At 35.5% G+C, this 15,782-nt stretch carries 16 protein-coding genes and 3 pseudogenes; 7 read left to right on the top strand and 12 right to left on the bottom strand.

Annotation, left to right across the window (positions count from 1 at the left end; translation table 11 throughout):
- Positions 1-32: 32 nt before the first annotated feature.
- The 3 genes from WKH56_RS30095 to WKH56_RS30085 all read right to left on the bottom strand — a co-directional run bounded on the left by WKH56_RS30095 (position 33) and on the right by WKH56_RS30085 (position 2,389).
- Positions 33-1,235, bottom strand: coding sequence for an iron-containing alcohol dehydrogenase (locus WKH56_RS30095; protein ID WP_048019325.1), 1,203 nt, complete (start codon positions 1,233-1,235; stop codon positions 33-35).
- An 80-nt stretch (positions 1,236-1,315) separates the two neighbouring features.
- Positions 1,316-1,825, bottom strand: a complete 510-nt coding sequence (locus tag WKH56_RS30090; RefSeq protein WP_048019324.1) for a GNAT family N-acetyltransferase — start codon at positions 1,823-1,825, stop codon at positions 1,316-1,318.
- Between the two features lie 222 nt (positions 1,826-2,047).
- Positions 2,048-2,389 (bottom strand): hypothetical protein, encoded by a 342-nt coding sequence (locus WKH56_RS30085; protein ID WP_048019323.1) that lies wholly within the window; start codon positions 2,387-2,389, stop codon positions 2,048-2,050.
- A gap of 681 nt (positions 2,390-3,070) precedes the next feature.
- Between WKH56_RS30085 and WKH56_RS30080 the strand changes: the two genes are divergently transcribed.
- On the top strand, positions 3,071-3,262 hold the full coding sequence (locus tag WKH56_RS30080; protein ID WP_028414873.1) for a hypothetical protein: 192 nt from the start codon (positions 3,071-3,073) through the stop codon (positions 3,260-3,262).
- Positions 3,263-3,664: 402 nt separating this feature from the next.
- Here WKH56_RS30080 and WKH56_RS30075 read toward each other — a convergent pair whose 3' ends face one another.
- Both WKH56_RS30075 and WKH56_RS30070 read right to left on the bottom strand, forming a co-directional pair.
- Complete coding sequence (locus WKH56_RS30075) at positions 3,665-3,832, bottom strand: hypothetical protein (RefSeq protein ID WP_168761144.1); 168 nt, start codon at positions 3,830-3,832, stop codon at positions 3,665-3,667.
- Between the two features lie 196 nt (positions 3,833-4,028).
- Positions 4,029-4,412, bottom strand: a complete 384-nt coding sequence (locus WKH56_RS30070) for a hypothetical protein (RefSeq protein ID WP_063247112.1) — start codon at positions 4,410-4,412, stop codon at positions 4,029-4,031.
- A gap of 603 nt (positions 4,413-5,015) precedes the next feature.
- On the opposite strand from WKH56_RS30070, the gene WKH56_RS30065 reads away from it, so the two are divergent.
- A complete protein-coding gene (locus tag WKH56_RS30065; RefSeq protein WP_034267430.1) occupies positions 5,016-5,729 on the top strand; it encodes a hypothetical protein in 714 nt (237 codons plus the stop codon).
- A 53-nt stretch (positions 5,730-5,782) separates the two neighbouring features.
- Here WKH56_RS30065 and WKH56_RS30060 read toward each other — a convergent pair whose 3' ends face one another.
- From WKH56_RS30060 to WKH56_RS30050, 3 genes are all read right to left on the bottom strand, one after another.
- Positions 5,783-5,929 carry a hypothetical protein gene (locus tag WKH56_RS30060; protein ID WP_014458831.1) on the bottom strand — a complete coding sequence of 49 codons (147 nt, stop codon included), beginning with the start codon at positions 5,927-5,929 and terminating at the stop codon, positions 5,783-5,785.
- Positions 5,930-5,972: 43 nt separating this feature from the next.
- Positions 5,973-6,893, bottom strand: coding sequence for a CPBP family intramembrane glutamic endopeptidase (locus tag WKH56_RS30055; RefSeq protein ID WP_168761145.1), 921 nt, complete (start codon positions 6,891-6,893; stop codon positions 5,973-5,975).
- Positions 6,894-7,114: 221 nt separating this feature from the next.
- Positions 7,115-7,270 carry a hypothetical protein gene (locus WKH56_RS30050; RefSeq protein ID WP_342837304.1) on the bottom strand — a complete coding sequence of 52 codons (156 nt, stop codon included), beginning with the start codon at positions 7,268-7,270 and terminating at the stop codon, positions 7,115-7,117.
- Positions 7,271-7,747: 477 nt separating this feature from the next.
- On the opposite strand from WKH56_RS30050, the gene bioF reads away from it, so the two are divergent.
- The 4 genes and pseudogenes from bioF (at position 7,748) to bioC (ending at position 10,483) form a co-directional block, all read left to right on the top strand.
- A complete protein-coding gene (gene bioF / locus WKH56_RS30045) occupies positions 7,748-8,926 on the top strand; it encodes an 8-amino-7-oxononanoate synthase (protein ID WP_221832218.1) in 1,179 nt (392 codons plus the stop codon).
- Complete coding sequence (locus WKH56_RS30040) at positions 8,923-9,120, top strand: hypothetical protein (protein WP_342837256.1); 198 nt, start codon at positions 8,923-8,925, stop codon at positions 9,118-9,120. The genes bioF and WKH56_RS30040 overlap by 4 nt, the downstream gene beginning before the upstream one ends.
- 12 nt (positions 9,121-9,132) lie before the next feature.
- Positions 9,133-9,669 (top strand): annotated as a pseudogene (locus WKH56_RS30035) (alpha/beta fold hydrolase); the annotation flags it as partial.
- Positions 9,662-10,483, top strand: a complete 822-nt coding sequence (bioC, locus tag WKH56_RS30030; protein ID WP_063247116.1) for a malonyl-ACP O-methyltransferase BioC — start codon at positions 9,662-9,664, stop codon at positions 10,481-10,483. The pseudogene WKH56_RS30035 and the gene bioC, both read left to right, overlap by 8 nt.
- 111 nt (positions 10,484-10,594) lie before the next feature.
- On the opposite strand, the pseudogene WKH56_RS30025 reads toward bioC, so the two are convergent.
- From WKH56_RS30025 to murQ, 3 genes and pseudogenes are all read right to left on the bottom strand, one after another.
- Positions 10,595-11,035 (bottom strand): annotated as a pseudogene (locus tag WKH56_RS30025) (PTS sugar transporter subunit IIA); the annotation flags it as partial.
- Between the two features lie 120 nt (positions 11,036-11,155).
- Positions 11,156-12,547 (bottom strand): annotated as a pseudogene (locus WKH56_RS30020) (PTS transporter subunit EIIC); the annotation flags it as partial.
- 32 nt (positions 12,548-12,579) lie between these two features.
- Positions 12,580-13,470 (bottom strand): N-acetylmuramic acid 6-phosphate etherase, encoded by an 891-nt coding sequence (gene murQ / locus WKH56_RS30015; protein ID WP_048019317.1) that lies wholly within the window; start codon positions 13,468-13,470, stop codon positions 12,580-12,582.
- 604 nt (positions 13,471-14,074) lie between these two features.
- On the opposite strand from murQ, the gene WKH56_RS30010 reads away from it, so the two are divergent.
- Positions 14,075-15,187, top strand: a complete 1,113-nt coding sequence (locus tag WKH56_RS30010; protein ID WP_048019316.1) for a type II asparaginase — start codon at positions 14,075-14,077, stop codon at positions 15,185-15,187.
- 134 nt (positions 15,188-15,321) lie between these two features.
- On the opposite strand, the gene WKH56_RS30005 is transcribed toward WKH56_RS30010, so the two are convergent.
- Positions 15,322-15,708: a hypothetical protein gene (locus WKH56_RS30005; protein ID WP_048019315.1), complete on the bottom strand. Its 387-nt coding sequence runs from the start codon at positions 15,706-15,708 to the stop codon at positions 15,322-15,324.
- Positions 15,709-15,782 lie beyond the last annotated feature (74 nt).

Genomic DNA, 15,782 nt, shown 5'->3' with positions numbered 1-15,782 from the left:
GACAATTGGGGCCGGTTTTTAATTTTCATTCTTTAATTCAAGCTCTCTACTTCAGAATGCCGTTTTTTATCTACACGGTCAAAGTAAGCTTGTTCAAGAATTTGCATATAATCAGCCTCGGTAATTAAGCGGACGTTACTTGGCGTTGAGTTGTTTTGCATAGCCAACTTTACAATGCTCGGAAAGTCTTCTTTCTTTACACCCTCTAGCTCTTTTAATTTAGGAATGTTTAATGATTCTGTTAATTCTATAATTCCTTGAATTAATTTTTCAACAGCTGTTTCATCTGAATCTGAATCTTTGGCAAAATTCATATACCTTGCTAATGTAGCATGCAGCTGCTTATTCTCCATAGAATTAAATTTTAATACATATGGTAAAAATACTGCGTTAGCAACTCCATGCGGGGTATCATAAAGTCCTCCAAGCGCTTCTGCTAAGCAGTGTACCGAAGCAACATCTGCAGATCCGAAACACAAGCCAGCTAAGAGACTTCCTTCCAGCATATCTTGACGAGCCGCTTCATTTTTACCATCTCGGAAAACGATAGGTAATGCCGAAACAATCGTTCTCATTGCTTGAGCTCCAAGCGCTTGTGAAATAGGATTTGTTACTTTACACGTATAACCTTCAATCGCATGAACGAGGGCATCAATGCCAGTCGCAGCCGTAACAGAAGGCGGAAGACTTAATGTTAGTTCAGGATCAAGAATCGCCAAGACAGGTCTTAATGTACTATGTTTGAGCGTCATTTTCCGATGTGTAGATGCCTCGGTAATAACGGCAGAACGAGTAACCTCTGAGCCCGTACCTGAAGTAGTTGGAATACAAATAACTGGTGCAATGTTTGAATACAGAAGTCGGCCGTCTGCATAGTCAGATGGTTCCCCGACGTTTGGGCCGCACAGCGCAATAGCTTTTCCTGTATCCATCGCACTCCCGCCACCAATGGCAACAACTGCATCCGCACTAAAGTCACGAAATAACTTAGCACCTTCCAAGCAATTCGTATCTCGAGGGTTTTGTTCAATTGAATCAAATACCAGCACTCGATAACCAGCTGCCTCCAGGGCAGTTACAATTGGTGAAACTAATCCTGCACGAACCACACCAGGGTCACTCACGACTAAAATTGATGAACCAATATTTAAAGATGTCAGCATTTCTGGTAATTCTCTAGCTTTGCCCATTCCTACCTCAATTTGAGTAGAACAAAAATAGTTATAAGATTTCATTTATATCCCTCCCGTTGTCTAAAATCAAATACATACCTTAAGAAGTACTAGTTTTTAAAATTTCATCATGGCCGGTAAGCTTACTTATTCCACTCTGAAGCTAATATACCCATAAAATATGTATCTACGTATTTCCCATCCACATAGGCATGGTTTCTTAATTTTCCTTCGGTAACAAAACCAATTTTTTCATACAATGCAATGGCCTGTTCGTTTATTCCTCTTGTGGTTAAATAGATTTTATTTAGACGAAGCTGTTTAAACCCTAAATCAATCATTTGCTCCATAGCCATTCGACCATATCCGTGACCTCTAGATTCTGAAGATAGGAGAATTCCTATACTAGCTCTTCCATGTCCATGGTCTATATCCTTCAGAAATACCCATCCAACTAATTCTTTTTTATCGTTTTCAATTCCTAAAATTAAATCGTTGTTCATTCTTTTCTTTTCTACTTCTTGTACCACCTCTTCATAAGTTAAAGGTGTTCTGCCTATCACTCGTATTGCCCGTTCATCATTTAACCATTTATGTAAGTATTGAATGTGAGTAGTTTCAAATGGTGTAAGATATATTCTTTTTGTACTCATTGATTTATCTTCTCCTTTTAAAAAGAGTTAACCACAAATTACAATTCATTCCATAAATATCGCTGACAAAGGTAAATGTGTATTTCTACTTACGATATACAACAGCCAAATTAAAATAAGTAGGTGCATAATTGAATGAAGCCATTAATCTGTTTAAATAGAACATTTTTGTATATACTTCTAAAATCAATAAAAAAACCCTCTCTTACATTTTACGTATAGTTAATCTTTGTCTTTAATTAAGGTTAATTCATCGGTTTGAGCTATTAAATCAATTATCTTATTTCCTTTTTCATAATAAGTCGAGGCCCATTCTCGATCCCTTTCCTTCCACCCTTTTGATTTAATCACTAATTTATATCCTGACGGGATGCCGTTTTCTTCAGAAGCTTTAGACCAATCATATATAGCTGCACGTTTTTTTCCTTTTACTAACTTTGCATTTTTAGGGACAGGGAAACCGAAAAACTTATCAGATGGGATATAGGAAAAGAATGTAACAAAATAAAAAATCGCTGCTCCTATTAGTAGAATTGCTGAAACAGTCGTCACGGCTTTTTTCAACTTATTGCCCTTCTTTCAATGACATTTTTACAATGAGATAGATCTTATTGCATTAAGATTTCTGTTGTTTTAGATTTAAGCACCTTTTTGTACATTCGTCTTATAGAGCTTTTTCAACCAGGAATAAAGAATACATTCGCTAATTATAAAGAGAAGAACGCTTATAAACGTAGTTGCTAAAAACTCAAAGATGTTAAGAATAGACATAGCGTGTCCCCACCACCAATATCTAAAATCCGTTCCGAACAAAACAAAATGAATAAAAAGAGAAATTGCCTGAACTTCTCCTACTGATCTATGAGATTTTATAATAAGTATTCTTCCAATAAAGAAACTAATTATGAAAGAGAAAATAATGAATACAAAATAAAGAGAACTGGCCAATAAGGCTTTCTGTGGTGAATACATGATAACCTCCTTTTATATTGATTATTTTACCATTAATTATAATTAAAGGAAGTTAACTTTTAAGGATTTGCACCTTAAAAAATATTTAAATAGAAAAAGAATTTTTTGTAGCATTGTTGACACATTGTTTCTCAAAAAACAGGATCAATTTTTCTCTAATCTAAGGTTGGTCCTTCTAATAAACCCCATTATGTTAATCCGATGTAATAGAAGAAGGATTTTTACTTTTTAAGGTAGAATAGTTCCTTAAAGAATCATAAAGGAGTTGATTTCATGTCTAAACAAACAAAAGATAGAAAAGAAATAAAGCTTTTGGATTCTCAACTTTACTTATGTGAGGAAATTAGAAAGCTGTTGAGGAAAAAAGAAAAAAGAAGTCTAGCCTTTGAACAAGAGTATACAGAACATGATATATTACACATTGCTTTAAACAGATTAATGAGTGAGCTAATCTCTAGACATTAAAAATTTCATCTATTATATTTGATATTATTCGAAATAGATACGTTTAATATAAAAAATAGACAGAATATTTAATTAATATCTTTACTTTGTAAACGTTTTCGTTTATACTAAGTATAGGTTGGATGGCATGAGTGGCTGTCATAGTATTTAGCGTAGGCGGGGCTGATATGAGGGAACAGGGCATAAAAGAAATGTCCTTTTTTTGTTTGGGCAACATTTGTTAGAAACTAGGAAATGTTATAAAACTTCTTTCAAACGCTTTTTTTTGTTTCATATGCCCTATCCAGTCTAGAAATTGAAAAAGACCACCTCTTCCCAGTTACAAGAGGTAGCATTTTTTAAAATTGAATGAACAGTAGTCATTAAATAATGCTTTATTGCTTCTTGAGTAAGTTGCTTAACTTAAGAAATGGTATTCACAGACAACATATTAACCGCTTTTTCCAACAGTAAAATATCTTCTTCAACCATTCTTTTCATATCATCGAGATCAAGTTGAATATATTCTTCTTTTAAACGTTCTAATTCCCTGACGAACAGGGATCCCGTATAGTACCTATAATTTGTCACTACTATTTATCCCCTTTGTATGCTCTTAATAGATGTAATTCCCCTTTATTCAGATTAACAACCAATAAATGCAAAATTTTTTAAAAAAATCCTTCCCTGATGTAGGCAAAGGATTTTTAACTTGATCAGAATAGGAAAAATATGTTATTAACGTGGCCAGATTTTTAGTTTCATATACATACAACGTTTTATCGTTCTACTTTGATGTTAAATCAAATTTATCTTCTTTCCCATTCCATTTTATTGTCACGTGATAAGGAGCGTTGCTGCTTTGAGTCGAACACCCGCTGCAGCTTCCATTTAAATTAATTTTCCCTTCTGTCTCGTCATCTGTACCTGATAATTTGCTTGTTTCCCCTTCAACAACATAAGAAACTTTTCCTACTTTCTCCTTGTCTTTTCCTTTATAGATGATACTGCCTTGCCCATTTTCAGTATTCTCTCCTTTATTTAAAAGATATAAAGCTTTCCAATGATCTCCTTCACCTTCGAAACGCACACTTTCTTCTTTGGTACCACAGCTACCCAATACTAATAAAAAAATAGATATAAGTCCTAAAAACAAAAACTTCCTTTTCAATTTAAATCCTCCTACACGATAAAAAAGCACCCCAATATCCTATTAGGTGATTTTTTGTTAGTATCTGTTCTTTTTTTCAAGTAATTTAATTAATCTATCATTTTGTTTCACTATCGTTCTTAGCTTAGCTTCTAACGAACATAAAGTGATAAAGACGGCTATAAATCCTATAATGACAAAAAACATATTAGCTGATATCCCCCATACATCATTTTATTTTCAGAACAATATCTATATAATAACATTTTTTCTATATTTTATATCTTTGTATCTTAATTAACACAATAAATAAAAGGAATAGGAAAGTGTTCTCTTAAAGGAAACCTTCAGGGCCGCCATTTAAACGTTCTAGCTATACCAAAATACAGAATGAATATGCCTTCACCCGCGAACTCAACAGCTTTCCTTTATAATAAATACCCTTTCTCTAGCTAATAATAAGTAAGTAAAATATGTATATACTATAAACTAACACCATTCTTAAAAGTCTGACGTTTTCGAACATCTACCTATAATTCAGCAATGTTTCCATCTAAATCATGGTTTCTCTTCTTCTATTAAAGGGAATTAAACCTTAAAAGTGAACCTTAAAAGGAGACCATCATGGTTACAATTGAATCAATTATCATAGGTATTGTTTTTATCCTCATTCAACTATACGCATTAACGATTGTCGAACGTTCTCCAATCGGGGAGCAAAAGCTGCTCTCATTATCAGGCGGTGTAGCTATTGCTTATGTATTTATTTATATCTTACCGACGCTTCATAAGAAACAAGAAGAGTTTGGAGGATCGCTAGCCCTTGATACTGAACTATATTTTCTTGGTCTTCTCGGCTTACTCGTCTATTTTTCAGTGTATTCATTTGCTCAAACAAAAGCAGCCACTCACCTAACGGAACTGACCGTTTATATGGTACAGGCTAGTTTTTTTATGATTTATTCTTTTATCATTTCTTATGTCGTGTTTTCAACCGATGTTAAGCGAGTTGAATCAGTATTCTACGGACTGGCTATCAGCCTTCATTTTATCGGGTGGTCTTACCATCTAGGAAAAAAACATCCGCGCTTACACAAAAATAGAGGTCGCTATATGCTTGCCGGAGCAACTTTTCTTGGGTCCATTCTGGGCGTTTTCGGTCCCTCATCAGGACTGCTTATTGAGTCGATGATTGCTTTTAGTTCAGGTGCAATGTTATTTAACGTCATCAGTAAAGAGCTCCCTTTTGAAAAACATGCGCATTTGCCAACCTTTTTAATCTCATCTCTTGTCTACGCGGCTACAATGATTTCGTTAAAAGCTTTTTTCAATTGGTAGCTGCGTGCGCGTGTTTATACAAAATAAAAAGAGCAGCCTTTAAGGCTGCTCTTTTAAAGTATGGTTTTTATTACTAGATATACTGCAGCAATCGATGCAAGAACGATAAGCACATTTAAAATACGATGTTGAGTAGCTAAGTGGCCCCGCTTCATTTCTGCACGAGTCAATGGTTTATTTTCATCGTGATTTCCACTCACTCTGTTACATCTCCTATCCTGTTTAGGTATTGGTTCTGCCAATTTAAGTAATAAGCTGATCTTTGTCAGCTGCTTCTTCCTTTTTTATCTTCCCTCTACATAAGATATAGAAAACACTAAACATAACAATCGACCAAATAAGGTTAGCTCCTGGCTCAGTGTTAGCTACCTTAAACAAACTCGGTATAGACCCGAAAACAGAATCATCCGTTGTAAGGAACAGAGCGAGAAACATGTTGTTGGCTGCGTGTGCGCCAATGGTAATTTCTAAGCTTTTTGTTTTAACCGCGATATATGTAAGAGCAAAACCAGCTACAATATAATCTAGTCCCACCAATATAATGGATTTATTCATTTCGGGATTAGCAAAATGACCTATTGAAAACATTAGTCCCACAATAATCGCAAGTAAAATTGGACGCTTCACTTTCTTACCCACCCATTGAAGAAGAAGACCTCTAAAAAACAGCTCCTCGGTTGTTGTTTGAATAGGTACTAATAAAAGCGTGATCAGTACTAACAGGGCATACTCTTTTAAACTTACATGATTCCATGAATAATCCGAGTGGTTAAACACGACATCAATTAATTGTGAAACGATTAGTAACAGACTAAAAGCTCCAAAAGACCATATTACTTTCTTCCAGTTCACACGTTTGTTAGCAGTGATTAGTGATTTCATTTTTCGTTTGTGAATAAAACGAATCCCGATCCATAAACCAAAAATCCAGCATATGTACATAATATGAGACAACAGAAAATCAAGATTAGCATTGATTCCTACAGCTAATCCGGTATCAAAATCAACATATGATTTTCCACTTTCATCAGCTGCAACCATTATCATTTCAGCAATAATATAAATAATGGATCCTAACAGCATAAACACAGAAGCAAGGACTGTTGTACTTACATAACGCTTCCAGCTATTTTTTCCTTCTTCCACATTTAAATAGTTTTTCATTTTATTCTTACTCCCTCAGCCTTCTCTTCTCAACTACATCGTTCTTCTCTACTTCGTTGTTGTCTAGGCAATGTAAAAATCTATTAGGACCCGAAGTCCTGCAATTATGTTAACTACCGCCTACTTTTTACCTGTGAAGATAAGGGAAGAGACTGACAACATTAAGAAATTACAACTCTACCCATTACCTCTTTATATAAAATTTAGCACCTTAAAAGCCGTCAAAAAACAGCTTCTTCTAAAAGAAGACTCGACACTAAGTCATCGTTAACCTTTATATCCTGCTCATACGTGCCCGCATACACATAATTTTGAAGAAAATACTTGCTACTCAAGAATATATATCCTAGAACAACTAAAATAAATATTTTTTTCAACATTGTCCTCACCTTTTTATCTAAAGTTTTCCCCTCGCGGCTGCTTCCACAATCGCTAAGGGCTTATCCATAAATAGCTTTTCATTTTTTAAAATTAGCTACCATTCTGTCTAACACCGCAAAAATGTATATAAGTTACAATTATATTACATTATTATTACAAATGTAACAATTACATTATAACTAAGAAAATGAGGATAATCAATATGAAGTGTTTAGTAAAGCAAATAAAATTGCTAGATTAATATGATGCGTGTAAATAAATCCAAAACATGTTGGAAAAGACGTTTGTTATTAAACAGGAATATTTAAAGAACAAAAAAAGCAAACTCCCTACCGTTAGGAGTTTGCTTCTTTTATTCAAGAGTTTTTATAACCTCTCTCATCTTGACACTCTTCTAAAGGAGTGATTAGATATATATGTTAACTTTTTAAAAATTAAAGTTAACTAATTTTATTGTCGGTGGTGAGAGTGTATTGTATTGGGAAGAAGATATTAAGAGAGAACTTGCCTATTTAGATGAGATTTTTCAAAAAAGGCACCTTGTTACTACAGAATTTACTGAACAACCATGGCTTACAGTCAATGGACGTAAAATGTTAAACCTTGCCTCTAATAACTATTTAGGCTATGCAGGAGATAGTGGACTGAAGAAAACAATGAGTGATGCTGTGATGACGTATGGAGTAGGAGCAACAGCTTCACGCTTAATAGTAGGAAATCACTTCCTTTACGAGAAAGCAGAAAGAGCCCTTGTTAATTGGAAAAAAGCTGAGGCAGGACTTATTATCAATAGTGGTTATAATGCAAACCTAGGAATCATCTCAGCCTTGGTTCCGCGTAATGGCTTCATCTTCAGCGATAAGTTAAATCATGCAAGTATCATTGACGGGGCCCTACTGAGCCGTGCAAAACTTCAACGCTATCGCCATAACGATATGAACCACCTAGAAAATTTATTAAAAAAAGTTCCCTTAGAGTCACGGAAGTTAGTTGTAACAGATACTGTTTTCAGCATGGATGGCGATTTCGCCAAGCTCAAGGAGCTTGTTAAATTAAAAGAGCAATATAACGCCCTACTAATGGTTGATGAGGCTCATGCAAGCGGTGTATACGGAAAAAATGGTGAAGGATACGCACATTTTCTTAATCTGCAAGATAAAATTGATATTCAAATGGGAACGTTTAGTAAAGCGCTAGGGTCATTTGGAGCTTATGTTACGGGAAAACAGTGGCTCATAGATTATTTGAAAAATAGAATGCGAGGACTCATTTATTCAACTGCTCTTCCCCCTGCTATACTCGGTGCAATAACGGCTGCAATTGAAAAGGTGCAACAAGACACAGAGCGCCGCGCACTTCTTCATAAACATGCACTATTTTTTAGGAAGGCACTTACATACGAAGGATTTAACACATGTAATAGTCAATCTCAGATCATTCCAATTTTAACGGGAGAAAACAAAAGAACAATGCAGTTTGCAGAGCGTTTACAGAAAGAAGAAATTGCTGCTATTGCAGTTAGGCCTCCTACTGTTCCTGAAAATAAAGCAAGAATTCGTTTTACTGTAACAGCAGATCATACGCGAGAAGATTTAGATTGGGCCATAAAGAGAATTTCTCTAATTGGAAAAGAAATGAGTGTGATTCAATGAAACCATCCACTATTATAATATTTCCCGGATGGGGAATGGAAAAAGCAGCGTTTCAACCAATCATAAAATCATTGTCTACTATATGTAACGTTTTGTGTACAGACTGGAGAGGTGTAAAAGAACTAAGTAACTTTAGAGAACGAGCAATCCAATTGCTTATTTCTACTCCAGGCACTGTTTATTTAATGGGTTAGTCATTAGGTTCTCTTGTAACGCTTGAACTTGCAAATTTATACCCTAACAAGATAGAAGGACTCATATTAATTAGCGGAACTAGTCGCTTTACAAACGGCATGCATAATACATTTGGATGGGAGCAACGCATTGTTGAACGTATGAAAAAACAACTACAGCGTAATAAAGAAGAAACCCTTACTTCATTTTATAACGCTATGTTCACTAAATCTGAAAAAGAAGAAGAATTTCATCATCAATTTATAGAAGTTGTTCAGCGTGATTATCAAGGAGACAGTATGTACTCCCTCCTTACAGGGCTGGATTATTTACTCCAAAAAGATGTTAGAATGCAACTCAATCAAATTCAAACTCCTTGTTTGTTGATCCATGGAAAAGATGATCAAATATGTTTACCTGAGTCTTCTTCTTTCATAGCTGAAAGAATTGGTGGAAAAGCGCAGCTGTGTATCCTAGAAAAAGCTGGCCATATTCCTTTTTTTACAAAGCCTCAGCACTGTACACAACTTATAGAAAAATTTCTCGAAAAGGAGCTCATTTATGATTAATAAGCAACTTTTAAAGAAAAGGTTCAATAATCATGCTAAAACTTATGATGCTTATGCCGATGTACAAAAAAGCATGGCAAACCAATTAATAGATCAGCTTTCCACCAATTTCTTTAACGAGGAAATAGCTATTCTTGAAATTGGCTGCGGCACGGGTTATTTAACACAATTATTGTGCAAAAAATTCCCTAAGGCTGCTATTACAGCAGTTGATTTGTCATCAGGAATGATTGAGTTAGCAAAGGAAAAAGTAAGGGAAGATCGAATTTCTTTCATATGCGGAGATATCGAGGAACTAAGTATAGAAAGACATTATGACCTTATTATTTCGAATGCAACATTTCAGTGGTTTAATAGTCTTCATACGACAATTAAAAAATTGTATAAACAACTTAAGCCTACAGGCAGCCTGCTATTTTCAACCTTTGGTAACCGTACGTTTCAAGAGCTTCATTCATGCTACAGCCATGTGAAACAAAAGCTTGGTCTTTTCAGTAACAGTTCACCTGGCCAATCGTTTTTTTCTCTTGAAGAGTTGTCTCAAATTTGTGAACAAGCATTAGTTCCATTGAGAGAGCATCCATTTAAACTATCAAAAACGGAGGAGCTAGAGGTTCAATACTTTCCGACGGTTAAGGCATTTTTCACATCAATAAAAAAGATTGGAGCAAGTAACAGTAACGAGGAAAGCTACTGTCAGCGCCCTTCCTTTTTTCGTGAATTAATCAACCTATACGAAAATAATCATCGTGACGAACATGGCGTGAAAGTAACCTATCATTGCTTAATGTTTAATATTACAAAAACGAACTAATAGCCAATCCAGCCCTGGCTACTCTCTAGAAGTGATGACTTGCCGCCAGTAAAAAAGGGTACTCTTCTATTTAGAAAAGTACCCTTAAATAATCAATTAGATTTAATTAACTTACTGTTTTTTAGAAACTAACTCAATAACATTTGTTATACCTTGCTCATTGTACCCTGTGTTTAATAACTGTATTTGATTATGTTCAGATAAATTTGTAAAAATGATTGGTGTAACAAGTGATTTAGCATTTTCTTTAATGTAGTTTAGGTCTATTTTTAAAAGCGGGGTTCCTTGTGTAACCTTTTCTCCCTCTTTAATTAGACATGTAAACCCTTTCCCATTCAAGTTCACTGTTTCTAACCCTATGTGAATTAATAACTCTAAACCTTGATCTGTTTTTAGACCTATGGCATGTTTTGTAGGAAAGATGCTAACAACCTCCCCATTGATAGGAGAAATAAGCGTATTATTAGTTGGTTCGATGGCAAAACCGTCTCCCATCATCCTTGAAGAAAAAACGGCATCAGGGACTTCTTCTAGAGGCACAATATATCCATCAAACGGAAGTTTGAATGCGCTTCCTAAAGTTGTATCGTTCATTTCTTTTTTCTCACCTGTTGCAGCAACTTCAGCTTTTGTCTTCGCTTCAGGTACTTCTTTGTTATTAGAGCCTTCTGTAATAGCCTCTTTTGGTATGCCAAATAAATATGTGCAGATGAATCCTCCAGCATATCCTGCAAGTAAGCCGATGATATATTTCAGCCATAAACCATGAGCAATTAATGGAATTAAAGCTAGGCCAGATGGGCCGATAGCAATGGAACCAACGTTTCCGAACATTCCAATTACAGCTCCTCCAATTCCTCCACCGATACAAGCCGTAATGAATGGGCGTCCTAATGGAAGAATAACTCCATAAATAAGTGGTTCTCCAATACCTAATATTCCGACAGGAAGAGCCCCTTTAATAATGGTAACAAGTGATTTATTTTTATGGCAACGAACCCAAAGTGCTAAAGTTGCACCTACTTGTCCAGCACCAGACATTGCAAGAATCGGAAGCAAGATGGTCATACCAGCTGTGTTAATCATTTCAATATGAATAGGGATTAATACTTGATGCAGACCTAGCATCACCAATGGTAAAAATGCCACTCCTAGTACAAAACCTGCAAAAACCCCTCCACGTTCAAGTGTCCAATCTATTCCGCCAATTAAATTACTAGAAATTAGACCTGCAAAAGGCATAATAAAGAAAATCGTTAACAATCCGACAATCAGAAGAGCAATTGTAGGTGTAACAATAATATCGATTGCATCAGGAATAAATCGACGTAAGAATTTTTCTAAAAATGAAAGTAACCATACAGCAATCAAAACTCCGATAACCCCGCCTTGCCCAGGCGTTAGAGGCTGATCGGTAAAGATATTCATAATAGGAAATTCTTCTGTAACTCCCGTTAAAAGGGTGATACCTCCGATAACTCCACCTAGGGCTGGAGTAGCTCCAAACTCTTTTGCTGCGTTAATACCTACATAAATAACTAAATAGCTGAAGATTGCATTTTTGATCACATTAAGGATCGTAACGTATTGTTGCCAAGTATCTTTATCAAGATCTCCTGCAGTTATGCTATTGGCTAAAATAGAGGCAATACCAGCTATTAAACCTGCACCTACGAATGCTGGGATTAAAGGTATGAAAATGCTCCCAACTTTTCGCAAAAAATTTTTGAATGGCGTATTGTTTTTCTTTTTTAGCTCAGACTTCATATCTGCACCTTTTGACGTCAAATCTTCAGATGAAGGAGCTGCAGGATCTTCTTGAAGTACAATACCAAATTGTTCAGCAACTTTCGTAACTACTCCTGGTCCTAGAATAATTTGATACGTATCATCATCGACAACCCCTACCACTCCTTTCACTTGTTTTATACTCGCTTCATCGATTCTATTATGATTCACTGGGGTGACACGGAGTCTTGTCATACAGTGTGTATAATTCGCTATATTAGAACTGCCTCCAAGAGCTTGAAGCAGTTCTTTAGCTGTTTGATGATGTTTACTCATAGTTGTTCCCATCTCCCTTATAGTTTCGCTACTTAATTCACGATTGCTTGACGGATAAACCCTTGTGTTTGTTCTAAACGATGTAAAGATTCCTCATATGAAAGTCCTGTTAAAATCATGACTATAGCAAGCTTAGAATTACAATTTGCTTTTGCTAAGTACTCTTCTGCCGTATCATACGTGCATGAAGTTGCTTCCATCACAATTCGTTTTGCGCGTTCTACGAGCTTTTCATTAGTCAGCTGAACGTCTACCATTAGATTTCCATACACTTTTCCGATACCTACCATAGAAGCTGTCGAAAGCATGTTACAAACCAATTTTTGTGCTGTTCCGGCTTTCAAGCGAGTAGAACCTGTTAATACTTCAGGACCATTTACTACTTCAATTGCAATGTTTGCTACTTTTCCAATATCAGAGCCCTTATTACAGCTAACTGCTATTGTTTGAGCTTCAATTGAGTTAGCATATTCTAATGCTCCAATGACATAAGGTGTACGACCGCTTGCTGCAATCCCTACAACAATGTCTACCTTAGTAAGTCGAATGTTTTGTAAGTCTTCCATGCCTAACTCTTTACTATCTTCTGCTCCTTCTACTGCTTTGATAAAAGCTTTTTCTCCGCCGGCAATTAAGCCTATTACTTCATCTGGGTTTGTACCAAATGTAGGCGGACACTCAACAGCATCAAGCAAGCCGATGCGGCCACTGGTTCCTGCACCTATATAAATAAGGCGCCCTCCTTGTTTCTTAGCTTCTATAATAGCTTCTACAGCTTTCGCAATAGAAGGCAGTTCTTTTTTTATCGCACTCGCAACTTTTTCATCTTCTTCATTCATGGTTGTAAGAAAATCTAAAACGGACATTTCATCCAGATTCATTGTTTTTTCATTACGAGTCTCAGTAGTTAAATGTTCAAGCATTACTTATCCATCCTATCTTTGTTTTTGTTTGAAATCGTTCTCAAGTACAGAATAACGTCTTTGAAATTAAATTTCAACAATTATTTTAAAATCTTAAAATTTAATTTCAAATACTATAGTAATATGTGACTTTGAACAAGCATCATATGCCTGAATTTTAGTAAATAAGACAACTCTCGCCGTATAAATATCAAGCATGGCTTATATCAATAATGACTCCTTCCCTCCTGCAGCAAGGATTTTTTCACAAACGTTCCTATTAAAATCATTATTTTCATCCCTATATAGAGACTACCTTATGTTAAATGGGTAAAAAAGCGAAATGATTTCCATTTTTTAGAACAGAATAGTTCCTTAAAATGTTATAAAGGAACCCAACTCATGTCTAAACAAATGGAAGATATAAACGAAATAAAGATTTTAGATTCCCAAGTTCACTTATGTGAGGAGATTAGAAAATTGTTAAGAGAAAAAGCAACAAGGATCTCATAAAAATAATGCGTTTATCTATTTATTCTTCGTGCGGACAAATGATTGGATATTTCAAACTCAAATTACTAATAATACCGTTACATGTCTTTGGCGTAAAAGGAGCTACGTAACGATGAAACTGAAAAGAATAGTAAGCATCACCTTTTTATCAAGCGTTATCTTATTTTCGGGATCTTTATCATTTGTCAATGCATCAGTAAATGATTCTAAAATGACTGTAAAACATTCAGTGAAAGAAGAGTTGCCCAATATAAAGATTTTGGCCACTGGAGGTACGATTGCAGGTTCTTCTGAGAGCAGCACAGACACAACTGGATATGAATCAGGAGCCCTTGATATTAAAACCATCATTAAAGCTGTTCCTGAGTTAAAAAAACTAGCGAATGTAAGCGGAGAACAAGTTGTAAATATCGGAAGTCAAAATATAGATAACACCATTCTGTTAAAGTTAGCAAAACGAATTAATACACTATTAGCGTCTAAGGACGTTGACGGGATTGTCGTGACACACGGATCTGATACGATGGAGGAAACGGCTTATTTTCTAAACTTAGTAGTAAAAAGTGAAAAACCTGTAATTGTGGTTGGTTCAATGAGACCAGCTACCGCTATAAGTGCAGATGGGCCGCTAAACTTGTATAATGCGGTGAAAATTGCTTCTACAAAAGAAGCACGAAATACCGGTGTTTTAGTAGCGCTTAACGATCGAATTGGCGCAGCTCGTTATATAACGAAAACACATACAACGGCAGTAGATACGTTTAAATCCACCGAACAAGGATATGTAGGAGAAATAGCTGGAGATCAGGTAATATTTTATAACAAACCAACTCGCAAGCATACAACACAATCAATATTCGATGTATCAAAATTAGATAAGCTTCCTCAAGTAGATATCATATATGGATATCAAAATGATTCTAGGAACTTTTATGACACAGCCGTAAAAGCTGGAACAAAAGGAATAGTCGTTGCAGGAGTAGGAAATGGACTGCTATCGGATGCTGCCCTAACAGGTGCTAAAGATGCGGTAAAAAAAGGCGTAGTTATTGTTAGATCTAGCCGCGTAGGAAGCGGGGTTGTGACACATGAAGAATCAGATGATAAAGATACGTTTGTTACATCTGATTCATTAAATCCACAAAAAGCCCGTATTCTTTTAATGCTTGCTTTAACAAAAATAAAGGACCCTAAAAAGATTCAAGAATATTTTAATGAGTATTAATTAAAAATATCTTTCCTCCTCTATTTTGGTGCTTTAAGAACAATCGGTAACAAAAGTATAAACAGGCCGAGACACCACCACTAGCATACTTTTGTCTCAGCCTGTTTTCATAAGAAGAAACATCAGCAGGTCCCTTATTCATTTCCCCAATTCTTACTTTCCATAATTAAATGATGAGATGCTTTGTCTAGCACACGCCATACCAAGGTCTTACCTTCTATATCTTTTAACTCGATAATGCCTTCTAGCTTATTGGTATTCACATGGACACGCTTCTCATCTATTCTTTGCGCACTTTTTAATCTCGTTCCAAATGTTGCAGGACTTTCTTCCGTTAGCTTTACAATTACATCTATCATACGTTTGTCAGAAATATAGTTTTCGCTGTTTTCATAGTTTTGATCAGCAGGTTTAATAGCGTGTTCTAACCCAGTTTCATACTGACACCAATCAACAATTAAAAAAAGCGCAAATACTAAAGACACTGTTAGTAATAAGCCATACACAACATTTCGTTTCATTTACTTTTGCTCCTTTCGCAGGAATAGGTTGTATCAGAAAATAGTATCGTTTCATTTAAAGAAATATTCCTTTT

This window comes from Priestia sp. SB1, from assembly GCF_038898415.1.
The sequence above is the reverse complement of the archived record's forward strand: the minus strand, read 5'-3'. Positions and strand labels throughout refer to the sequence as shown.